General features: G+C 46.0%; 20 protein-coding genes and 2 pseudogenes. 10 read left to right on the top strand and 12 right to left on the bottom strand.

The features are described from left to right. Positions 1 to 176: 176 nt before the first annotated feature. Complete coding sequence (pstB, locus tag QZ938_RS08115) at positions 177 to 971, top strand: phosphate ABC transporter ATP-binding protein PstB (RefSeq protein ID WP_293154522.1); 795 nt, start codon at positions 177 to 179, stop codon at positions 969 to 971. Positions 972 to 1,227: 256 nt separating this feature from the next. Here the strand turns inward: pstB and QZ938_RS08120 are convergent, their stop codons facing one another. Then, positions 1,228 to 1,398: an NblA/ycf18 family protein gene (locus QZ938_RS08120; protein ID WP_293154509.1), complete on the bottom strand. Its 171-nt coding sequence runs from the start codon at positions 1,396 to 1,398 to the stop codon at positions 1,228 to 1,230. Positions 1,399 to 1,632: 234 nt separating this feature from the next. Here QZ938_RS08120 and QZ938_RS08125 point away from each other — a divergent pair, with 234 nt between their 5' ends. Beyond that, positions 1,633 to 2,229, top strand: coding sequence for a phycobiliprotein lyase (locus QZ938_RS08125; protein ID WP_293154507.1), 597 nt, complete (start codon positions 1,633 to 1,635; stop codon positions 2,227 to 2,229). Positions 2,230 to 2,549: 320 nt separating this feature from the next. Next, positions 2,550 to 3,305, top strand: coding sequence for a phycobilisome rod-core linker polypeptide (locus QZ938_RS08130; RefSeq protein ID WP_293154504.1), 756 nt, complete (start codon positions 2,550 to 2,552; stop codon positions 3,303 to 3,305). Between the two features lie 364 nt (positions 3,306 to 3,669). On the opposite strand, the gene QZ938_RS08135 is transcribed toward QZ938_RS08130, so the two are convergent. Then, complete coding sequence (locus tag QZ938_RS08135) at positions 3,670 to 4,635, bottom strand: RluA family pseudouridine synthase (RefSeq protein WP_293350630.1); 966 nt, start codon at positions 4,633 to 4,635, stop codon at positions 3,670 to 3,672. 210 nt (positions 4,636 to 4,845) lie between these two features. Continuing rightward, positions 4,846 to 6,294: an ATP-dependent DNA helicase RecQ gene (locus QZ938_RS08140; RefSeq protein ID WP_293350633.1), complete on the bottom strand. Its 1,449-nt coding sequence runs from the start codon at positions 6,292 to 6,294 to the stop codon at positions 4,846 to 4,848. 187 nt (positions 6,295 to 6,481) lie between these two features. On the opposite strand from QZ938_RS08140, the gene QZ938_RS08145 reads away from it, so the two are divergent. Continuing rightward, entirely contained in the window at positions 6,482 to 7,312 is an 831-nt protein-coding gene (locus QZ938_RS08145; protein WP_293350636.1) for a phytanoyl-CoA dioxygenase family protein, read from the top strand. Positions 7,313 to 7,425: 113 nt separating this feature from the next. Here the strand turns inward: QZ938_RS08145 and QZ938_RS08150 are convergent, their stop codons facing one another. Beyond that, a complete protein-coding gene (locus QZ938_RS08150; protein ID WP_293350639.1) occupies positions 7,426 to 7,791 on the bottom strand; it encodes a DUF4087 domain-containing protein in 366 nt (121 codons plus the stop codon). Between the two features lie 169 nt (positions 7,792 to 7,960). Then, positions 7,961 to 8,344 carry a hypothetical protein gene (locus tag QZ938_RS08155; RefSeq protein WP_293154492.1) on the bottom strand — a complete coding sequence of 128 codons (384 nt, stop codon included), beginning with the start codon at positions 8,342 to 8,344 and terminating at the stop codon, positions 7,961 to 7,963. 298 nt (positions 8,345 to 8,642) lie between these two features. Between QZ938_RS08155 and QZ938_RS08160 the strand changes: the two genes are divergently transcribed. Next, positions 8,643 to 9,251, top strand: a complete 609-nt coding sequence (locus QZ938_RS08160) for a M23 family metallopeptidase (RefSeq protein WP_293154516.1) — start codon at positions 8,643 to 8,645, stop codon at positions 9,249 to 9,251. A 565-nt stretch (positions 9,252 to 9,816) separates the two neighbouring features. Here the strand turns inward: QZ938_RS08160 and ftsH are convergent. Next, a complete protein-coding gene (gene ftsH, locus QZ938_RS08165; protein WP_293350642.1) occupies positions 9,817 to 11,760 on the bottom strand; it encodes an ATP-dependent zinc metalloprotease FtsH in 1,944 nt (647 codons plus the stop codon). Between the two features lie 467 nt (positions 11,761 to 12,227). On the opposite strand from ftsH, the pseudogene QZ938_RS08170 reads away from it, so the two are divergent. The 3 genes and pseudogenes from QZ938_RS08170 to QZ938_RS08180 all read left to right on the top strand — a co-directional run. Beyond that, positions 12,228 to 12,515, top strand: a pseudogene (locus QZ938_RS08170) (NADPH-dependent FMN reductase); the annotation flags it as partial. A gap of 155 nt (positions 12,516 to 12,670) precedes the next feature. Further along, on the top strand, positions 12,671 to 13,747 hold the full coding sequence (locus QZ938_RS08175; protein WP_293154486.1) for an RNA-guided endonuclease TnpB family protein: 1,077 nt from the start codon (positions 12,671 to 12,673) through the stop codon (positions 13,745 to 13,747). Between the two features lie 81 nt (positions 13,748 to 13,828). Next, positions 13,829 to 14,089 (top strand): annotated as a pseudogene (locus tag QZ938_RS08180) (NADPH-dependent FMN reductase); the annotation flags it as partial. A gap of 253 nt (positions 14,090 to 14,342) precedes the next feature. Here the strand turns inward: QZ938_RS08180 and QZ938_RS08185 are convergent. Further along, positions 14,343 to 14,573, bottom strand: coding sequence for a hypothetical protein (locus tag QZ938_RS08185; RefSeq protein ID WP_293154483.1), 231 nt, complete (start codon positions 14,571 to 14,573; stop codon positions 14,343 to 14,345). A gap of 520 nt (positions 14,574 to 15,093) precedes the next feature. Here QZ938_RS08185 and QZ938_RS08190 point away from each other — a divergent pair. After that, a complete protein-coding gene (locus QZ938_RS08190; protein WP_293350645.1) occupies positions 15,094 to 15,813 on the top strand; it encodes a TPM domain-containing protein in 720 nt (239 codons plus the stop codon). Between the two features lie 46 nt (positions 15,814 to 15,859). Here QZ938_RS08190 and QZ938_RS08195 read toward each other — a convergent pair whose 3' ends face one another. Next, positions 15,860 to 16,243, bottom strand: a complete 384-nt coding sequence (locus QZ938_RS08195) for a DUF4346 domain-containing protein (protein ID WP_293350860.1) — start codon at positions 16,241 to 16,243, stop codon at positions 15,860 to 15,862. Positions 16,244 to 16,504: 261 nt separating this feature from the next. Between QZ938_RS08195 and dcm the strand changes: the two genes are divergently transcribed. Continuing rightward, positions 16,505 to 17,569, top strand: a complete 1,065-nt coding sequence (dcm, locus tag QZ938_RS08200) for a DNA (cytosine-5-)-methyltransferase (RefSeq protein ID WP_293350648.1) — start codon at positions 16,505 to 16,507, stop codon at positions 17,567 to 17,569. Here dcm and QZ938_RS08205 read toward each other — a convergent pair. The 4 genes from QZ938_RS08205 to QZ938_RS08220 form a co-directional block, all read right to left on the bottom strand. Then, positions 17,547 to 17,930: a hypothetical protein gene (locus QZ938_RS08205; RefSeq protein ID WP_293350651.1), complete on the bottom strand. Its 384-nt coding sequence runs from the start codon at positions 17,928 to 17,930 to the stop codon at positions 17,547 to 17,549. The two genes, dcm and QZ938_RS08205, sit on opposite strands and share 23 nt — an antisense overlap. Then, positions 17,927 to 18,337 (bottom strand): hypothetical protein, encoded by a 411-nt coding sequence (locus QZ938_RS08210; protein ID WP_293350654.1) that lies wholly within the window; start codon positions 18,335 to 18,337, stop codon positions 17,927 to 17,929. The genes QZ938_RS08205 and QZ938_RS08210 overlap by 4 nt, the downstream gene beginning before the upstream one ends. Positions 18,338 to 18,341: 4 nt before the next feature. Further along, positions 18,342 to 18,752, bottom strand: coding sequence for a hypothetical protein (locus QZ938_RS08215; protein ID WP_293350657.1), 411 nt, complete (start codon positions 18,750 to 18,752; stop codon positions 18,342 to 18,344). A gap of 162 nt (positions 18,753 to 18,914) precedes the next feature. Beyond that, positions 18,915 to 20,723, bottom strand: a complete 1,809-nt coding sequence (locus QZ938_RS08220) for an aspartate kinase (protein WP_293350660.1) — start codon at positions 20,721 to 20,723, stop codon at positions 18,915 to 18,917. Between the last annotated feature and the right edge of the window lie 145 nt (positions 20,724 to 20,868).

Below are 20,868 nucleotides of genomic sequence, written 5' to 3' on the forward strand. Positions count from 1 at the left end.
TCGTAAAGTAGCAACAATGCTTGGATTGGATCTAAGTGGAGTTGGTAGAGGTGATTTGTCAGCACCTATAAGACTTAAATTGTGGTCTTGTGAATCCCCTCGCCTTTAGGCATGGGGAGATGTCAATTTAATCTTTGGCTTATTTTGTAAAATTCGATTGGAGTATTAACTGTATGATGAACGTAGCAAAAAAGAGTGAAACGGTTTTACGAGTAGAAAATATTAATATTTTTTACGGCGCTTTTCAAGCTGTAAAAAATGTTTCGATGGAGATTCCTAAAAATCAGATTACTGCTTTAATTGGGCCGTCTGGCTGCGGTAAAAGTACAATTCTGCGATGTTTTAACCGCCTGAACGATTTAGTTAACGGTTTTCGTTTAGAGGGCAGAATTGATTACCAGGGTCAAAATCTTTACGATCCTGATATTGATGCTGTGGAGGTGCGCCGCAAGATTGGGATGGTGTTTCAAAAGCCGAATCCTTTCCCGAAGTCGATTTATGACAATATTGCTTACGGTGCGAGGGTGAATAACTATAAGGGAGATATGGATGAGTTGGTGGAAAAGTCGCTGAAACAAGCGTATCTTTGGGATGAGGTGAAGGATAAGTTGAAGCAAAGCGGTTTTTCGCTTTCGGGTGGCCAGCAGCAGCGTTTGTGTATTGCTCGGGCGATCGCCATTAATCCTGATGTAGTATTGATGGATGAACCTTGCGCTTCTCTGGACCCGATTTCTACGATTAAGGTTGAGGAGTTGATGCGGGAACTAAAGGAAAAGTATACGATCGTCATCGTTACTCACAATATGCAGCAGGCTACCCGGGTTTCTGACTTGACTGCTTTTTTCAATGCTAAACTCTCTGACGATGGAAAGCGGTTTGGCTATCTTGTGGAGTGTGACAAAACTGAGGTGATTTTCCAAAATCCGAAGGAAGAGTCTACTATGGATTATGTCAGCGGCCGTTTTGGTTGATTTGCCGGAGTCTCCAACAGGTTGAAACAATCACGCTACGCCAACGACTACAATCAAATTGGTTCGTAGTGAGGACTTTAGTCCTCATCCCTCACAGGACTAAAGTCCTTACTACGAACCAATTGGGACATAATATAACTTAAGAATCCCGGTTTCTTGGAGGAGCCGGGATTCTTGGTTTTTATGTTTAAAAGCTCGATCGTACTTTTTGCAGATACAAGTCGCTGATTTTTTTGAGAAGAAGTTTTAAAAGAGTTCACATTTTCTTCATCCAATACTTTAACAGGTTTTCTTTGACCATGTTTTGCCGCATCACTTCTAGCAAGTATTCCTGAGCTTGGTCTTGACTCAATGTTTTGACTTGTTCGCGCAGCACTTGCAATTTAAACTGCTGTTCCATGCTGAGGCTGGTTGTAGGCATATCCATAAAATCGCTCCTCCAGTTTGTTACGTGAGATCCATGCGAGATAGATCGGAATGACGTTTCGCAGACTTTGTTGTGTTCCCTCTATTGTAAACTATCATAACATCTGCTTGACAATATGTCCAAAGTACACATTTTGAAACTAATTTGTGCCGCAAAAGTACATCTAAGTGGGGGGAGCTTTATCATAAAACAGGGATAAAAACCGGGAAGCCTAAGCCAAAGGAGCTATTTTGTATGGATGCAATGGAGTTTTTTGTGAGCAGTGCAGGGGAGTGGCGATCGCAGCGCAGCACTCACCATCTGGCTTTTCGCCAAGCGGAGATTGGGGATTCAAATATTCAGGTAACGGCCCTCGGTGCGGATGACGATCGGGTGGCCCAGATTTGCCAGATGCACGAGGTCGATCCGAGCCGCGCTGCTGGGGGAGCGTTTGTGACTTGGCACGGCACTATGGCGTGGGATAAGGATGATGAGAATCATAAGGGGTCTACGGTATTCGCGATCGTCCCCGATCCTGAAAATCCGCGGCAGGGTTTGATGTTGCGGGAACGGGGCTATGCGGAAATTACGCCGGTGGCTGGCCGTTTTGAGATGGATGATGAGGATGCGCTGCTGCTGATTACCGAATATGAGACGATGAGTTCGATCGAGCGTTTTTGGTTTGCGACTCCGAACGTGCGGATGCGGACAAGTGCGGTAAAGCGCTTTGGCGGTTTCAGCACATCGACTTTTTGTACGGAAGTTCGAGTGGAACCAGACTCGGATGCAGTGGCGACCGCCGCCGAGAAGGAGCCAGTTGCTAGCGAGTTTTACTCGGCTCTGGGCTGGTAGTTTTCGACTTCCTGCTTCCCGGCTCTGCCTGGGAATGCTCTGACGGAGGCTCTGCCTCCTGTTTGAGGAGGCAGAGCCTCGCTTATGGGCCAATAGATCCACTTTCGGGGAACGATCCCTCTTTCTTCCTTCTTCCCTCTTCCTTCTTCCTTCTTCCTTCCTTCAAGGTCAACAAATGTTACAGATTGTTGCAAAAATTCAGGAAAATCAGATTTAGATTGCGAGAATCCCCTAATCTGTATGTTGGTTAGTTGTATCCGTTATGCTGGCAGCTCGCGGTGTCAACTATTTCTGAAATTTGAGATAACGGAGATTTTAACGTGGCGCTTCCTTTATTAAGCTACGCCCCCAAAAGCCAAAACCAGCGCGTTGCTGGTTATGAAGTAGGGGGCGACGAGCAGCCCAGAGTTTTCACAACTGAAAATGTGCTCTCGTCCGGGGACATGGAAAACTTGATTTGGGCTGGATATCGCCAGATATACAGCGAACACCAAATCCTGAAGAGCAACCGCCAAACGTCTTTGGAGTCGCAACTCAAGTTCGGCCAAATTACTGTGCGGGATTTCATTCGCGGTTTGGCGACTTCTGCTCCTTTCTTGGAACGGAATTACCAAACTAACAGCAACTACCGGTTTGTGGAAATGTGCGTGCAGCGCGTTTTGGGCCGGGATGTGTACAGCGATCGCGAAAAGATTGCTTGGTCGATCGTGGTTGCAACCAAGGGGCCTCAAGGGTTTATTGACGAGTTGGTCAATAGCGATGAGTACCTGGACAACTTCGGCTACGATACAATTCCTTACCAAAAACGCCGAATTTTGCCTCAGCGTGTTGGAGGGGAAACTCCTTTCAACTTGAAGACACCCCGCTACGGTGCGTACCACCGCTCGCAGCTTGGTTTCCCACAAGTCATTTGGCAGTCAACGGTGCGCCGTTTTGTGCCTCAAGAACTACAGCCGAAAGCTGGCGATCCGGCAAACTATTTGAATATGGCTCGGAATATGTCCATGCCTGCTACTCCGCCGCAGCGCGTACCTCTGGCTAATATCAATATTGCCACGATGGTTCCTCGCCGCTAATTGATACTGCTTGGTACTATTGTTTGTGTCGAGCGATCGACTGAATCTATCAGTTTTTAAGCTGAGAGAGTTTTGAGTCTTGAGTTTTGAGGTTTGAGTTTTTTATTAAACTCGGAATCCAAAACTCAGGACTCATAATTTTTAGGGAAGAAGTTCGGCACCGAGCAATAGACTCATTGCATAAATCTTTACTTGATACAAAAACCGCATATGTCAGGCAGATTAACGCCGATCAACGCCGATAATTTTAAAATAGTTTCCGAATCAAGGCCGATTGGTTCGTAGTGAGGACTTTAGTCCTTCTTTCTGAGGACTAAAGTCCTCACTACGAACCTTTGTTGCGGGTAATTGACAGAACATAATATCAAATATGAGCTCGCAGGCGCAATATTTTTAGCAGGGTGTTGAATTGATCGGGTAAAGGCGCGATCGCCTCAATCAACTCTCCAGTTAACGGATGCTGCAATTGCAGGCGCCATGCGTGGAGGGCTTGTCCGGTTAAATTAACGCCGATCGAACGGTTGGAACTGTACATGGGGTCGCCGACAATCGGATGTTTGATTTCGGCTGTGTGGACGCGAATTTGATGGGTTCGGCCGGTTTCTAATTGATAGTGCATTAAGCAATAGTTGCCGATTCTTTCTTTGATTGTCCAGTGAGTAACGGAGGGGCGGCCGCCTTTTTCTTCTGGTACTACTGCCATTTTTTTACGGTCTGTAGGATGCCGACCGATCGGCAAATCTATTGTACCTGTTTCGGCGTTAGGAACTCCGTAAACTACGCCTAAATATTCGCGGCGGGCGGTTTTGGTTTTGAGTTGGGCTTGCAGGTTTTGGTGGGCAATGTCGGTTTTGGCGATCGCGATCGCACCTGTTGTATCTTTGTCTAATCTGTGGACGATTCCGGGGCGTTGAACTCCGCCGATTTCTGCGAGGGGACAGTGGGCTAACAGGGCGTTGACTAAGGTGCCGTCTTGATGGCCGGCTGCTGGGTGGACGACTAATCCGGCTGGTTTGTTGATGATTATTAGGCTGTCGTCTTCGTAGAGGATGTCGAGGGGAATTGCTTGGGGTTCTAATTTTGTGGGCTGGGCTTCGGGTAATGTGATGTGGATGCGATCGCCCGTTTTGACAGCTATTTTTTTCGAGGTGCAAGTTTCGTCATTGACTTTGACGTTGCCTTGTGATATGAGAGTTTGGATTCGCGATCGGGATAAATCTGGAATCTGGTTTGACAGCCAAATATCTAATCGCTGAGTGACATTAGTTTGATTGAATTCCTCTGTATTTTCAACTGTATATATCTGTGCCGTAGTCTCTGTTTCTATCATTTATTGTTGACGATTTTTTGTCTTTATTAAGACAGGGCGGTTAAAACCGCGTCTATACGAACAAAACCCGCCTCCGCGGGTTGAAGACAAAGGCAATTAAAATTACGTTATCCTCTCTTAGTCGGCGTCCGGCTGACATCGTTTGTATAGCCGCGGTTTCAACCGCCGTCTCATCTTTCATCCTAACATCTTTTAGTCTAATTGTCAATTCTATCGACAATTATCGCAGTGCCCGCACCGCATAGATTTAGCTTCATTTGCAAACCCAAAAGCTTGCAACAAAAATTGCCACCTGCACTGTCGGTGTTTCAAATATTTTGCCATTTCCTCAGCGACGGTAAAATTTGGTTTCTCGCCTTTCTGCTGTGCAGATTTATTAATAACATAATTAAAAGGATCTGACCATGTTAATTGTCCGCTGCTGTGCAAGATGGAAAGGGCGATCGCACTTGCGGGAAATTCCCGCCCCACAGCATCTGCATCGCCCTTAGCTGGGAGTTGTTTCGCCAACTGCTGCGCTTCTCGAAATTGCGATCGCAATTTGTCTTGAAAAAATTGTGCTCTTTGTTTGTCATCGGGATAAAGCAAACCCGTCGGTTCGCTAATCAACGTCAGGGCGATCGATGATTTACCGTCCCGTCCGCCTCTACCTATTTCCTGAATGTATTCCGATAATAGCAAAGGTGCTTGAAAATGAACCACCCAGCGCACATCCGCCTTATTAATTCCCATCCCGAAGGCACAGCTACAAGTCACAAATTTAAGGTCATTATTCAGCCAAGCTGTTTCTATTTTTCGGCGCGATTCAGGACTCAAGCCTGCATGATAGGCCGCCGTTTTATAACCCGCACCTGCCAAAAAATCCGCCAAATTCTCGCTATCTTTTCTCGTGCGGACGTAGACTAAACCTGCTTCTTTTGGTCGAGCTTTGATAAAATTTAATAACTGTTGTCTCCGCCCTCTGGGTGTCCAGACAGTTTGCACTTGCAAGTGCAGGTTGGAACGGTACGGACTGAGTAAAAACGCTTCTGGCTTGTGCAGTTGCAAGACTTTGTTGATTGTTTGCTGCGCTTGGGGGTTGGCGGTGGCGGTGAAAGCTGCGATCGCGATTTTACTACCTTCCGGCTTCGATTTTAACAAAGCCGGCCGTACTGTTCCCAAACGGCGGTAAGCGGGTCGAAAAGTATCGCCCCACTGGACTAAACAGTGAGCTTCATCTAATATTAAACCGTTGATTGGGATGTGGGGCTGACTGATAATTTCCCAGACTGGTTTGCTGAGCAATGTTTCGGGAGACAGGTACAGCAATCTCAACTTGTTTTGTTGCAGCGATTGCATAGTTTGTTGCCGTTGCTGTGCTGGTAATTGACTGTGGAGGAGGCCAGCGGGTAAATTGCGATCGCGCAATTCTTGCACTTGATTTTCCATCAGTGCGACTAACGGCGAAATCACCAAAGTTAAGCCTGTTTGTAATAAAGCTGGCAGTTGAAAGCAGATTGATTTGCCACCACCTGTCGGCATAATTATCATTGTATCTTTCCCGGCTAACAAACTGCTGACGATTTCTCCTTGGGGCGGCCGAAATTCGTCGTATCCCCAGATTTCTTTGAAGGCGGCGCGGGCTTGATTTAATAATGTTGGTTCTGGTTCGTATTTCATTTGGTTTATTCCCAAATCAGACCTGTCAATTATACCTGAGTCCGTAGGGTGCGTCAGCAAAAGTCCGATCTGTTTTTAGCAAAAATTTTATAACTGACGCACCCTACAATAACTTCAGAGTATGCAAATATCGAGCAGAATTAGTGTTAAGTTAATAACAGTTAATAACTTTACTCAAATTTGAATTATGAACGCAAGCACCTCAAGCGAAGTTTTTAGCTATCAGCAAAAGACTTGCGACATTTCGGATACAGCGGGCGCGGTAGCAGCATTACATGAAGATGGTTTTGCGCTGATTCCCGGTGTGCTAGGCGAGTCGGAAATAACCGCGGCTAGGGAAGCACTCGATCGCCTGCAACCCTTCGGACTCGATGGTAGCAGTTGGAGTGAGTTGAACAAACATTTTAAATGCGTGTTCAATCGCGATCGCCTGTGGCTTTCATATATCGATCGACCTGGTATCATTGAATTGGCAGAAGCATTGATGGGCAGCGATTGCCACATCATCGGCATGACTGCGTGGAAAAGTGGGCCCGGTTACGATGGTTGGCGCGTGCACGTCGATCAGGTGTTTGTCCCACTACCCGAAAGCGTGTTTGCCGTTAGCGGAGCCCTCGGAGAGGATCGCACTTTTCAACTACCTGTTTGGATTTGTACAGCCCATTTCTATCTCAGCGATATCACAGAAGACCTCTGTCCTACCTATATTATTCCTGGCAGTCACAAATCTGGTAGAAAGCCCGATCGCGGTGAAGAAACTTGGAACGGACACTCGCCAGAACCAGTTGTGTGCAAAGCTGGAGATGTGCTATTTTTTCGCAGTGAAATTTGGCACTCCGGCGGCAGAAATACCACACTCGATCGCAGTCGCTATATGCTGCAAGTGCATTATTCCCACCGCAACATCGCCCAGAAATTTTCACCTTGGCCGTGGCAATTCAATCCCGAAATTATTGCGACTGCAACCGAACGGCAACTACGACTTTTAGGAAAACATCCTGAGTCAAATTACGGTTAGTGCGATCGGTAAGCTGAAGTGGATTTAAATTGTATAATCAAGTTTAAGAAAAGTCTTGTGAGGTGGGCCAGAAAGCCCGCCCAAAAAATACAATTTAGATGCGGAACAGCTTATCAACGAATTTTTGGCAAATTTGGATCTTTGCGACAAGTCGAAAGCGGTAATTGCTCGCCACCTCGTATTGCAATAATTCTCCTTAGATTCTTATTTGTTACCACATTTAAACAAGCACAACCGTATCCGTAATTGACATTAGTTTTGACATATTCATCATCCTTAAAAGGAGGAAGATTATCCATTCCTCTAGCTTGATATCCCCCTTGGGCTGAGATTAGCCAATTATCATCTTTATCTTTGAGAAACCAATTTGCAGGCGTAGGATTTTGTAACCACCCGCACCTGGTTTCAGCGGCTTTGGCAGGAGCAATCGCGATTGAAAAAGATGAGATAATTGCAGGTATTAACCACTTTAGTTTCATAGCTTTATATCCTAATTTTTTAGTAACGATCGTAGCAACGATCGCACAGGACTTACGCGCTTCGACAAAAGAAACCGGGTTTTTTTAGCTAATCGGCGGGTGACAACGAAATATTGTCGCAAAAACCCGGTTTCTAAACACCCGCGCGCAATCCAAAATCTCAAATCGCCTAAGACTCCTCGCCGTCTCGACGCCCGAGCTCGTATACGCCACCGCCAATACAGGCGATCGTCCCCATAGATACTGCCCAACTGGTACCCAGCGACAATTCGACGCCCCAATTGCACAATCCGCCCACAATCAAAAAGGGCAGAATGCTCAACAGGGAAGCATAAAAGGCATTTTGAGCTTCTCGGGCTTGGCGGGTTCTCTCAAACTCCGCTTCCGAGGTGTAGAGGGATCTTTCGGCAAAATTCATCCAGCGGTTGAGTTGCAGGATTACCCATTCTGTGATGGGTGACAGACCCCAATACAGGGCTAAAGACCATAATGACGCACCGGCGATCGCAGTTGCGTCTATGGCAAAACTAAAAGGAAAAATTTCAGTAAGCATTGCTTGATGTGTGTTATAAATTTGAGATTTCAGACTAGATCCAAAATCCTGGAACTACTATACTGTCCAACAAAAGCTCGATCGAATTCAAGCACAGCACGAATTTGGCTGGCACATAATTTTCCCTTCCCGGCAGCATTTAACCCGGAGCCTTGACACCTGTTCTGTATGCAGTAAGATACACGTTGGTCAACTGATTCGCTAGTGCGTAGAGCACGCGAGGCAATCTTGCAGCGAATTGGCACATCAGACAACGCAGATTCGCAAATACATTCAACTTTTAGGAGTTCAAGAAATCGTGCAAGACTCTACAAACGGGCTAACAGTAAAACGCTTTTTTCGTCCCAAATCGCTGCTGCTGGTAGCAGCTTCCATCGGCATTGGTTTACTTGGTATGGGATGGCGGCAGGAGTTAGTCCGGGCCCAGCAAACCTCACCAAGCAACGTCGCTACGGGTAATTTATGGCAGGAAGCCTCTTTCCCAGTGGAAAGTTTTGAAGCCTATACTTCCCCCTTCGGCCCCCGCGGCGGGGATTTTCATTACGGTTTGGACATGGCGGCCCCGGAAGGCAGCTACATCCGCAATTGGTGGGGGGGTCAAGTTGTGGAAGTTTGGGAAGATGGCAGGTGCGGTACTGGTATGGTAGTGCGATCGGGAAATTGGGATCACATCTACTGTCACCTCAAAGGTAGGGTGCAAACCGCTAACGGCGGGCGTTATTATATCGATCGCGAAGGCGGCCTGCAAATTTGGCAGGGTCAAACTGTGCCGGCCGGTGCGAGAATTGCCAGAGTGGGGATGACAGGCCGCACGAGTGGGCCTCACCTGCATTGGGGATTGAAGTACGGCGGCCGCTGGGTAGATCCGGCTTTGGTACTTCGCGAAATGTATTCCAATCAGTCTTAATTAGTCATTGGTCATTGGTCATTGGTCATATCATGTCTGCTTGATTACCATAAAAAACCGTTTGTAGTGCGGACTTAAGTCCGCTCGCTTGTTGCGGACTTAAGTCCGCACTACGAACCAATTTTATAGTGGTCGATCGACCTGACACGATATCATTAGTCATTAGAATCGAATTCCATTGATTCGCAAACAATTTTGAAACGCACCTGCGTTTATCTGTGTTTATTTGCCTTTGATCTGCGGTTAACCTATCCAATCAAACATTAAAGGCAATTCACATCTATTAGTCATTAGTCACCAATCAAAGAGAAGAAGTAGTAGACCATGTCTGACCAAACCTGACTAATGACTAATGATATCATGTCCAGTCGATGACCATCACAAAAAAGGTTTGTAGTGCGGACTTCAGTCCGCAGCAGAAAGCGGACTGAAGTCCGCACTACAAACCTTACTTATTTCGCGGTTAATCGACCGGACATGATATGACTAATGACTATTGAAAACTGTCAACTTAAGAGGGCAGGCCCGCACCATCCACTGCCCCTACAACTGACAATTGACTAATTCACGTTGGTGCTAACTCTTTTTTTGTTGTCAACTCGGTGTATCGATCGACAATTCGGCGGAATTCCTCACCATCGATGGTTTCTTCATCCAACAGCGCTTCCACCAGCTTGTCTACCAAAGCGCGGTTTTCGCGGATAATTTGGCGTGCTTCTTCGTAGCATTGAATAGCGATTTCTCGGACTTGCCGATCGATCTTCATCGCCATTGCTTCAGAATAATCCGATCGCGAATTCCAGTCTCGGCCCAAAAACACCTCATTGTTCGGACTTTCCAAAGCCACAGGCCCCAAATCCGACATTCCGTAAAGCGTTACCATCTGTCTCGCTAGTTTGCTGACTTCTGTGATATCGCTGCTGGCGCCCAGAGTTACTTCCGCATCACCGTAAACTTCTGCCTCCGCAGCCCGTCCGCCCAAAGCGACAGTAATCCGGCTTAACAGCCACGCCCGACTCCTCAAACCTTCGCTGTCAAGCATTTCTTCGTCGAGCACGTAGTTGGCAAAGCCTGCGATGCCACCGGAACGAGGAATGATTGTTACTTTTTCTAGGGTGTCGGTATTTTTGAGCATAGTTGATACGAGGGCGTGTCCGATTTCGTGGTATGCTACAAGCCACTTTTTCTTACTGTCGAGCAGCGGATTCAGAGTCAGCCCGATCGTAATTCGGTCGATCGCGTCATTAACTTCCAAAGTACCGATCGTGTCTTTGCGTCGCCTCGCGGTGAGAATTGCTGCTTCGTTGAGCAAGTTTGCCAAGTCAGCGCCGGAAAAGCCGGGAGTGCGACGGGCTATCGTATCTAGGGCAACTTCCTCGTCGAGTTTTTTGTTGCGCGCGTGCACTTCCAAAATCCCCAAACGCCCTTTGTAGCTGGGCAAATCTACCGTTACTTGCCGATCGAACCTACCGGGCCGTAGCAGGGCAGTATCGAGCACGTCGGGGCGGTTAGTAGCTGCAATCACAATCACGCCGCTGTTACCCTCAAAGCCGTCCATCTCTGTCAGCAACTGATTGAGAGTTTGTTCGCGTTCGTCATTTCCGCCGCCAATACCAGCACCGCGCTGCCTTCCTACGGCGTCTATTTCATCGATGAAGACGATGCAGGGCGCATTTTCTTTAGCTTTGCGGAACAAGTCCCGGACGCGGGAGGCGCCGACTCCGACAAACATTTCCACAAATTCGGAACCCGAGATGCTGAAGAATGGGACGGCTGCTTCACCTGCGATCGCTTTTGCCAACATTGTTTTACCTGTTCCCGGAGGCCCGATTAACAGAACTCCTCTGGGAATTTTGGCGCCGATGGCGTTGAAGCGTTCGGGTTTTTTGAGGAAGGTGACTACTTCTTGCAATTCTTCTTTAGCTTCTTCGATTCCTGCTACGTCGTCGAACATCACGCCGGTTTTGGCTTCCATTTGGAAACGGGCTCGGGATTTGCCGAAGTTCATGGCATTTCCTTGCGATTGGGTCGATCGACGCAGGATAGCCATCAACACTGCCAACACTGCGAAAATTACCAGCAAGTTTACGACTAAACTTACTGCGGCGGCGTTGTCGGCTGTTTGTTTGACTTCAAAGTCGATCTTTTTGGCGCGGATTTGTGAGTAGAGTTCTCGGTTGTTGTAGTCGAAGAGAGTAACAATTTGCGCCTGCTCGTTTTTTTGATCTTTTAGCTTAACTTTGGCGGTTCTTTGAATTTCGTCTATTTCGACTTTACTGACTTGTCCTTTTTCTATGTTGTCGATCAGTTGGCTGTAACTCATCGTGTTGTTTGGCGCGCTGTCGGCAAAAACCGGGGTAGAGAGCAATATTCCTTGAGAAATCACCAAACTACCCAGAATGCGCCACAGATTTCGTCCTGGAATTGATTTTTTAGGATTCTGCTGGCTCGATTTGTCTTTGTTTACAGCTAGATGTCCCAGCCATGCGTGTTTCCAAGAATTTTTCATATTGCTGTGCCCAAGGTTGAAGACTGCCAAGATTGATTGCTTTTAGTTTGCTACGTTCGTTTATTTTAACAAGATGCCGGGTGTTCAATGGGTTTATCTGTCCTTGACATCTCAAGAGGTACCTGCAAGATGCAGGATTTTGAACCCACTGCGATTCAGAAACCGGGTTTTTGACCAAATCAGAGAGGTACGTAGTTGGGCTTTAGCCTCCTTTATCTATAGGTTTAAAGGAGGCTCAAGCCCAACTACGTACCTTTATCCTGAGTTTTTAATTTTTTATCCCGACAATAAAACCACCCTGCTTCACTCTACGCACTGCGACTCAAAAAACCTGGTTTTTCGACCATAAATCTCAAATCGCCAATCCAAAATCTCAAATCGATTGACATTTGCCGATCGCACTTGTTAGACTAATCATAGTCGTAATGAGTACGCTTTGGTCAAGCAGTTATTGTTTTTCAACTCCTATGGTAAAGATTGTCGGCATTGGTGGAAGTTTGCGGGCTGGCTCCTACAGCCAGTTAGCGCTGACGGTAGCAGCAGGACGGATGCAGGCCCTGGGTGCAGAAGTTGAAATATTGGATTTGCGAACCCTCGATTTGCCATTCTGCGACGGCGAGAATGATTATCACGACAAGCCCGATGTGGAAAAGTTGCGGAATGCGGTACGCCAAGCCGACGGTTTAATTTTGGCAACGCCGGAGTATCACGGTAGCGTTAGCGGTGTTCTCAAGAATGCCCTAGATTTGATGAGCTAGTACCTAGGTAGCGATTAAATAGACAAAGTGGTACACTTGTAGACAAATCTACGATATACCATCCTGTTCAAACCACAGGAATTCGCAAAAAGCTTAGATTGTCAGTAAAGACAATGCTTAGGGGCGAAATATCAACTGTCGGAGGTCGAGCAATGCTTTTATCCATCAAAACAAAGCTAAAGCTAAATAAGAGTCAAGAAACGGTCATGAGTAAGCACGCTGGAATAGCAAGGTTTACTTATAATTGGGGACTGGCTACTTGGAGCGCTCTCTATAAAGATGGATTAAAGCCCAATAAATACCTGCTCAAAAAAATCTTCAACAATCATGTGAAACCTGAGTTTACATGGATAAAAGAGACCGGAATTTGCCAGAAGATAACTCAATATGCTTTTGACAATTTAGGTGATGCTTTTGCTCGTTTCTTCTCTAAAAAGGGTGGATACCCCAATTTCAAAAAAAAAGGCCATCACGACTCTTTTACTATTGACGCTGGTGGCAAGCCGATTCCTGTGGGCGGTACATCCATCAAGTTGCCGACAATCGGCTGGGTAAAAACTCACGAAGGACTACCTCACACAACTTGTAAATCAATCACCATTTCACGTACTGCCGACAGTTGGTTTATCGCGTTCGCTTACGAACAAAGTCATGAACCAACGGTCAAAAGTCATGAGGTTGTAGGAGTGGACTTGGGAATTAAAGAATTGGCTACCCTTTCAACTGGCGTAGTATTTCCAAACCCAAAGCACTATAAAGCGCATCTCACAAAACTCAAGAGATTATCAAGAGTTCTTGCGAGAAAAGTCAAAGGTTCTGGAAATAGATATAAAGCTAAAGTTCAGTTAGCAAAACACCATGCAAAGATAGCAAACCTCAGGAAAGATACTCTGCATAAAATCACTACTTACTTATGCAAAAACCACGCAACAATAGTAGTAGAAGATTTGAATGTCAGTGGAATGCTAAAGAATCACAAACTAGCACAGGTAATAGCTGATTGTGGATTCCATGAATTTAAACGTCAGTTAGAATACAAAGCTAAAAAGTTTGGTTGTGAGATAATCGTTGCTAATCGCTGGTTTCCATCAAGCAAAACCTGTTCAAATTGTGGACACATCCAAGATATGCCACTGAAAGAAAGAACTTACAACTGTGGAAGTTGCGGTCATTCGATGGACAGGGACTTAAATGCAGCGATAAATTTATCACGGTTGGCTAAACCGTGAAAGCTTACCGAGGGATAACCGCTCCCATGCTCCCGATGAAGTAAGAAGCAAATGTCTAGACTTGTCTAGTTTTTGTATAGCAGTTTCGAGCATTTGGACGGGAAAGTTGCAGGTGCAATCAGCGTGTTGGGAGGACAAGCGAACAACAACGCCCTTAACGATTTGCGAACCATTATGAGATGGGTACACGCTTGGGTAATTCCCGAACAAATTGCGATCGGACAAGCTTGGAAAGCTTTTAGTCCCGATGGTAAATTGTTGGATGAAAAACTGTCTCAAAGGTTCGATGAATTTGCTATGAGTTTAGTAGAAAATACTAAAAAATTGCGAGGAATTTCGTAATTCAGTTGACAGTTGACAGTTGACAGTTGACAGTTGAAAGCACTTGACCTATAAGTCCGAGGATTGGGGTAATGAATCGTCTGATTTTAATTTCTCAAGGGCGATCGGGGCTCCGGCTTTCAACCAATTTTTTCTGGTAATTAGACCGATCGCAAATGTAGTCGAGGATGCAACTGGGATAGCCTTATGGTGTGTCAGTTCCAATAATTGCTCGATTTGAAGAGGCTGACTCTGACGCACCCTACAAGCTATCTTAAAATGGCATATCGATTGCATCCCCGAAAGGATGCGGTACGTCGATCGGCATTCTTCCGGGTTTAGACTCATAGTTATCAATCCACTTTTTAGCCAATTCCAAAGCTTCCTCTTCAGTTTTGGCATTTTGGACGGCGACGTGGCGGTTGCCGCGGCTATCCCAAACTTCGACGTAGAATACTTTCTGGGATTGAAGAATCCAACCTTTATAAGTGTCTGCTGGTTCCATACTTAAAATCGTAAAATAATCCGGCGGGGAGTTGGACTGACGACCTAATTATAAATATTGCACCGTGTAAAATGAATTTTACAGGGGGTTCTATAGTATTTTTGGAAAAAAGTCAGTGTTACGGTTAACCTCGTCATTGACCCCAGCCCAAAGGCATGGGGCTTGAAAGAGGAAGGCTCACCACCTTCACAAATTCAGGACTAAACCAGTGTCTAGCCTACGTCTTTAAGACAAACTGAACTGTCTGGGAGTGGTATCCCGCAAAACGTTAAGAATGCCTCCCTAGTTTTTAACCACTTTGGCAGTCAGTGGCTAGCGGGAAATATACACCTAGAAATAGGGCTTACCGCAACTTTTCGGTAGCAAACACTATGCGTACAGGGTCGCAAAATTTGAAACGGTAATTGTCCCGTTGAAAGTGCAACACTTTCATCACACCGAACTCTTGCGACTCCAAGGCGGTAGTAACAACAAATGTAAAGCCGTCCTGAAAGGACGGGGTTTCAAACCCATTTTTCTGATGACTAGACTAGAGCAATTATTTAACTGGAGAAATTATCTCCAACAAGCGGCTGTGACGATCGCGATCGTCCTGATCGCATCCCAGATAGCGGTATTGCCGGCGTTGGCGACGGGCGTTTACGAAATGCCAATGTTGTCGGCGGGCGATCGAACTTGGGTGTGGGACAAAGGCGACGTACTCAGCCGGAGCACCGAAAGCAACGTCAGCAGCGTGCTCGACACCCTGGAACAGAAAACAGGAAAACAAGTCAGGTTTGTCACAATCCACCGCCTAGACTACGGCGAAACGACTGCCACTTTCGCAGACCAACTATTTGAACAGTGGTTTCCTACAAAAGAAGACCAGAGCAATCAAATTTTACTCGTTCTCGACACTGTTACCAACAGCGCGGCAATTCGCACCGGCGAAGGGGTAAAGTCACTGCTAAGCGATGAAATTGCCCAGAGTGTAGCTGGGGAAACTGTGCAAGTGCCGCTGCGAGAAGGTAATAAATACAACGAGGCATTTTCCGAAGCTAGTTCCCGGATTGCGACTGTGATGTCGGGCGAACCAGATCCGGGCGCGCCTAAAGTTGTGGATAACACTCAAGTTGAAGGCACGTTTAAGAAAGCTGAAGAAACAGACCAAGGTAATGCCACAGTTGTTGTGGTGGTGCTGTTGGTGTTGGCGACAGTGATTCCGATGGTGACTTATTTCTGGTATCAAGGTTTTTCTTGAACAGTTGACAGTTAACCGCGAAGTTTTTAAACAGTTCATGCTTCGACTAATCTTGAACGTATTCTCGATCGTTCAACAAAGCAATTTCTGCCCGCACAAATTCCCGTCCCAGATAAGCCGCGTGATCGAACATTGTCACCGGGCTGGGGCGGGTTTCTTCTAGGATTTTCACGCAAAGTTCTTTGGCGGTTCTGCCACTAAAAAGCGTGCACTGAGTGCGTTCTACTTTGCCGCGGGCGGGGATCGGTTTGCCGGTTTCGGGATCGACAGCCAGACCTCGATCGTCGATAATGTTGGTGAAGTGTTTGGCGCAAATTGAGCTGGTGGTGCGATCGACATAGATGATGAAGTAGCCGCCCGGATCGAGGTCGATGTGACGTTTGGATAGCTTGTCATCAATTGCGGTGAGGTTTTCCAATGTTTGACTCATGATTGGTGAAAGGAAGTAGATAATGGCTGTATTTGGTTCTGCTATTTCTAGTTTAGTCGGCTGCGGGACAAGTTTGGGAGTTTTTTGGGCGATCGGCATTCTACCCGATATCTGCATACACGGCAATTCTCTGTGGGATGTCGGTTTTTGTTTAGATTAGTTTTTTGAACCACAGAGAGCGCAGAGAGCGCAGAGTGGAAGAAGAGAGAGGAACAAAATCTGTTATTATTGGATTGATTAACATTTTGTGTAAAATTATAAATGAAATTTATAGATTTGTTTTCAGGTATAGGAGGTTTTAGACAAGGTTTTGAAAAAATTGGCTTTGAATGCGTTTTTTCCTGCGAGATTAACAGCAAATGCCGGGAAGTTTACACAGAAAACTTCGGCGAAGTGCCTTTCGCAGACATCAGTAAAATTAATCCTGTCGATTTAGAAGACTTTGATATTTTAGTAGCTGGGTTTCCCTGTCAACCATTTAGCATTTGCGGTAAAAAGCTGGGTTTTGAAGATACTAGAGGTACGCTGTTTTTCGAGATTTGTAAAATCATCAAAATTAAGCAACCTCAAGTAGTTGTGCTGGAAAATGTCAAGCACTTAATCCATCACGACAAGGGAAATACTTTAAAAGTAATTATTGCCAGCCTTGAAGATTTGGGATACAGCGTAAATTATAAAATTTTGAATGCTAAAGATTTTGGAATTCCCCAACACCGCGAACGAATATTTATTATTGCAACTCAGGGTAAAAAGTTTAATTTTTCTCATCTCAAAACCAAGTTTCCGCCAAGACTCAGGGAATTTCTAGACGAGACAGGAGATTTTGAAATATTGGATAAATCTGAGTATACTTTAATTGAGTCTCCGAGAAAGCAAGATTCGGGACTTGTATTTGTAGGTTACAGAAATAAAGGTACTTGGAAAACTGGCGTGAGGCCGAATACAGAACATTTATCGAGGGTTCACAGACAGCCGAATCGCATTTATTCGGTGGATGGCGTGCATCCGACAATTCCTTCGCAAGAAACATCGGGCAGGTTTTTTGTCTATTTTCGCGATCGAGATTTGGTGCGAAAGTTGACGCTGAAGGAATGCTACCGTCTGATGGGTTTTCCTGAAGATTTTAAGAGTTATCCGAGTGCGGGGGAAAGTTACAAGCAAATTGGGAATTCTGTTTGTGTACCGGTGGTGGAGGCGATCGCGAAAGAAATATTAAGTCAAAACTTATTGTCAAATGAGCCAAATGAACCACAAAGACATCAAGAGTCGCGACTTCTCCAAGAAGTCTGGACTCTAGCTAACACTATGATTCCCATACAATTCTAGATTGTCTTGACAACAAAAGTGCGAGTTCATCAGCCGTTGAACGGTTATCTTCACGATAGGGCAAGCCTATAATACTGCCATGAGATAAAGAATCACGTACTACATTTAGACCGAGTTCTCGGATTTTCCCTACATTAAGGCTAGCAACTCCTTCACAATTTTTCAATGCTTTCAAAGATTGCTCTATGGAAAAATTGACAGAAATACCCTGTTCGTTTATACGTTGGCGCAAATAGTAGGCATCCGATTTGACGATCGATCTATCTCGATCTATCCATCCTTTTCGGAGAGCTCGGTAAACGACTGCATTATCAGGTAATTCTTCAAACTCTGACACATTTCCTGAAGATTGTTCAATCATCTGTTATTAAACCACTGCAACCAGTAAACTACTGTTGATGATGAAACGATATCTTCGACCGCATTTTCATTCTCTGTATGGTGATAGATGTCAACTGGTTGCTCCGCAATGAATGGACAAAATAGGCGGACTGTACGCTCTGGTTCTAAGCTTGTCCAATCTAGTGTAATACTGCCTCGGTCATCTGTAGCAGTAGAGCATTTCGGAAAACTGTTCCCCATAATATCGTAGGCATCAACAACCAATTTCATGGCTGTCCTAAAAGCATATTCAGTCGGTCTTAAAATTCCATACTCATCCTCTTCTTCTAAATCTAAAAGTTCTAGCAGACGTTCGATAGTGATGCGGAAATTCGATAAACCCCTATTGCTAATGCTATCAGTAATTTTTTCGTTAGCTACTGTCATAAGATTAACTTCCTTTTAGGTACTCGACTAAAATTGCTGCTGAAATTACCTTCTCTAAACCGTGTTCATCATCTTTGCGATGATAAATGCGAACAGGTTGCTCGTCATCGTCAATAAACGGACAAAACAAGCGGACTTTACAAGCCGGATGTACGCTTGTCCAAGTCAGGCTAACACCGCCTTGATAATCGGTACAAGCTGATGCTTTTGGGAAACTGCTTCCCATAACAGAATGTGCTTCGACAACTAAATTAAGTGCTGTTTTGAAAGCAAAATCGCTGGGTTTTAAAATGCCATATTCATCCTCATCATCTTCGCCTTCATAAAGTTCTCCAAGACGTTTGAGGGTGATACTCAATCCTGAGCGGCTGTAGTTGCTAGTGCTATCAGTAATCTGTTCGTTAGCTACTGTCATAAGATTAAATTCCTTTTAGTCGATCGCCAATTCGATCCTAACACAGTTTAATGCTCGGGAATTTGCAGTAAGAACTTTTGTTGCTAGTTCATAAAAAAGTAGGACTGAAGTCCTTACTACAAACCTGTAAGAAAGGACTAAAGTCCTGAGTCCGAACCTTTATCAGGCGGGAACTTGGATTCTTTCACTCCCCGAAAGCTCAAACACGGCGTGAATTGCTTTCAAAGCTGTGACACCTTGGGCTTCATCCACAACGCAGCTAATCTTAATCTCAGAAGTGGCAATCATTTGAATGTTGATGTTGTGCTCGGAAAGCGCTTCAAACATCTTCGCCGCTACTCCCGGATGCAGTACCATGGCGGAACCTACTACGCTAACTTTAGCGATTTCTGTATCGACTGCTACTTCGCCCCATCCGAATTCAACTGCTGATTTTTCTAGGACTGTTTTTGCTGCGGCGGCGTCTATTTGTGCTACGGTAAATGCTATGTCCCGTGTTAAGATGCCGTCGATATTGTGGCAGCGTTGCGATTGAATGATTGTATCTACGCTGATGTTTTCTTCGGCTAACAGTCCGAACAGTTTTGCTGCTACTCCGGGCCGATCGGGCAATTGGCGAATTGCGAGACGCGCTTGATTGAGATCCAACGCTACGGCGCGCACTGCGGGCGGTTTGTTCGATGAGGAATGCAGCCCGATAGGGGAGTTGGCGACATCAAATGCTTTGCAGAGTTCGGCAACTGCCCGATCGCACTCCGCAGCATCGATCGTACAACTAACCTTGACCTCGGAAGTGGAAATCATCTGAATGTTAATTCCCGCATCCGCTAAAGTCTTAAACATCTCGGCTGCTACCCTCGGCCTCCCGATCATTCCGGCACCGGCAATGCTAACTTTAGCTATGGGTCGTTCCTCTGCTTTTACTTCTGGTTCCCCCAATTCTGGGCGAGAATTTTTACCCAAGGCGGGGACAATTGCATCTGCAACCGCGACAGCTTGATTCAGGGAATTTCGCCTGACTGTAAAGGCGATATCGTTCGTATTTCCTTCGTGAATTGATTGGATAATTAAGTCTACATCGAGGTGTTGTTGCGCGATCGCACCGAACAAGCGCGCTGCTACTCCCGGGCGATCGGGCAAACGCAACAGCGATACGCCCGCCTGATCCAAGTCAAATTCCACCGCATCGACTGCTTTTGCGAGCTCTAAGCCCTCTAAAGGACGCGGTTGGGGGGGAGGCGACACCACGCGGGTACCGGGGGCGTCACTCCAGCTAGACAGCACTACCAGGGGGACGCCGTAATTTTTGGCAATCTCTACGGCGCGCGGATGCAGGACTTTTGCACCCAAACTCGCTAATTCCAGCATTTCGTCGCAGGTGATCTCATCCATCAATTGCGCGTCGGCTACCAAGCGCGGATCTGTAGTTAGAATTCCGGGCACGTCGGTATAAATTTCGCACCTATCGGCGCGCAAGGCTGCGGCGAGGGCTACTGCTGTGGTGTCGGAACCGCCGCGCCCCAAGGTGGTGATTTCCAATTCTCCGGCGTCGGCGATGCCTTGAAAACCGGCAACGACGACAACTTTTCCGCTATTTAACTGGGTTTCCATGCGCGCCGGATCGATTCGCAAAATCCGGGCGCGGGTGTGGGCGGCTTCGGTGACAATCCCCACTTGGGCGCCGGTGAGGGAAATGGCGGGTTGTCCGAGTTCCTGCAATGCCATACTCAAAAGTGCGATCGATACTTGTTCCCCAGTGGAAAGCAACATATCCATTTCCCGTTTGTTGGGATTTGGGGAAATTTCCTTAGCGAGTTTCACTAAACCGTCAGTCGTTTTCCCCATTGCCGAAAGTACGACGACGAGGGAGTTTCCAAGCTGTACTGTTTTGACAACTCGTCGGGCTACTTCTAAAATGCGATCGACTGTACCAACCGATGTTCCGCCATATTTCTGAACAATTAGTGCCATAGGACTTACACAAAGCTACAAAATACTTATCAAATAATACAAGCAGCTTCTGGATTACAAGCGATTATTTTTAAATTTTCCATACTAGAAATTAGCTGAACCACAAAAAATATGTGCGTAGGGGCTAGTTTTACAGCCATTTACG

It is taken from the genome of Microcoleus sp. CAWBG27 (assembly GCF_020883145.1).
GTDB lineage: Bacteria > Cyanobacteriota > Cyanobacteriia > Cyanobacteriales > Microcoleaceae > Microcoleus.

Bases quoted from the DNA above. Each gene is read 5' to 3' on its own strand.
- pstB (WP_293154522.1), top strand. From the start codon at position 177: ATGAACGTAGCAAAAAAGAGTGAAACGGTTTTACGAGTAGAAAATATT.
- QZ938_RS08120 (WP_293154509.1), bottom strand. From the start codon at position 1,398: ATGGATATGCCTACAACCAGCCTCAGCATGGAACAGCAGTTTAAATTG.
- QZ938_RS08125 (WP_293154507.1), top strand. From the start codon at position 1,633: ATGGATGCAATGGAGTTTTTTGTGAGCAGTGCAGGGGAGTGGCGATCG.
- QZ938_RS08135 (WP_293350630.1), bottom strand. From the start codon at position 4,635: ATGATAGAAACAGAGACTACGGCACAGATATATACAGTTGAAAATACA.
- QZ938_RS08140 (WP_293350633.1), bottom strand. From the start codon at position 6,294: ATGAAATACGAACCAGAACCAACATTATTAAATCAAGCCCGCGCCGCC.
- QZ938_RS08145 (WP_293350636.1), top strand. From the start codon at position 6,482: ATGAACGCAAGCACCTCAAGCGAAGTTTTTAGCTATCAGCAAAAGACT.
- QZ938_RS08150 (WP_293350639.1), bottom strand. From the start codon at position 7,791: ATGAAACTAAAGTGGTTAATACCTGCAATTATCTCATCTTTTTCAATC.
- QZ938_RS08155 (WP_293154492.1), bottom strand. From the start codon at position 8,344: ATGCTTACTGAAATTTTTCCTTTTAGTTTTGCCATAGACGCAACTGCG.
- ftsH (WP_293350642.1), bottom strand. From the start codon at position 11,760: ATGAAAAATTCTTGGAAACACGCATGGCTGGGACATCTAGCTGTAAAC.
- QZ938_RS08175 (WP_293154486.1), top strand. From the start codon at position 12,671: ATGCTTTTATCCATCAAAACAAAGCTAAAGCTAAATAAGAGTCAAGAA.
- QZ938_RS08185 (WP_293154483.1), bottom strand. From the start codon at position 14,573: ATGGAACCAGCAGACACTTATAAAGGTTGGATTCTTCAATCCCAGAAA.
- QZ938_RS08190 (WP_293350645.1), top strand. From the start codon at position 15,094: ATGACTAGACTAGAGCAATTATTTAACTGGAGAAATTATCTCCAACAA.
- QZ938_RS08195 (WP_293350860.1), bottom strand. From the start codon at position 16,243: ATGAGTCAAACATTGGAAAACCTCACCGCAATTGATGACAAGCTATCC.
- dcm (WP_293350648.1), top strand. From the start codon at position 16,505: ATGAAATTTATAGATTTGTTTTCAGGTATAGGAGGTTTTAGACAAGGT.
- QZ938_RS08205 (WP_293350651.1), bottom strand. From the start codon at position 17,930: ATGATTGAACAATCTTCAGGAAATGTGTCAGAGTTTGAAGAATTACCT.
- QZ938_RS08210 (WP_293350654.1), bottom strand. From the start codon at position 18,337: ATGACAGTAGCTAACGAAAAAATTACTGATAGCATTAGCAATAGGGGT.
- QZ938_RS08215 (WP_293350657.1), bottom strand. From the start codon at position 18,752: ATGACAGTAGCTAACGAACAGATTACTGATAGCACTAGCAACTACAGC.
- QZ938_RS08220 (WP_293350660.1), bottom strand. From the start codon at position 20,723: ATGGCACTAATTGTTCAGAAATATGGCGGAACATCGGTTGGTACAGTC.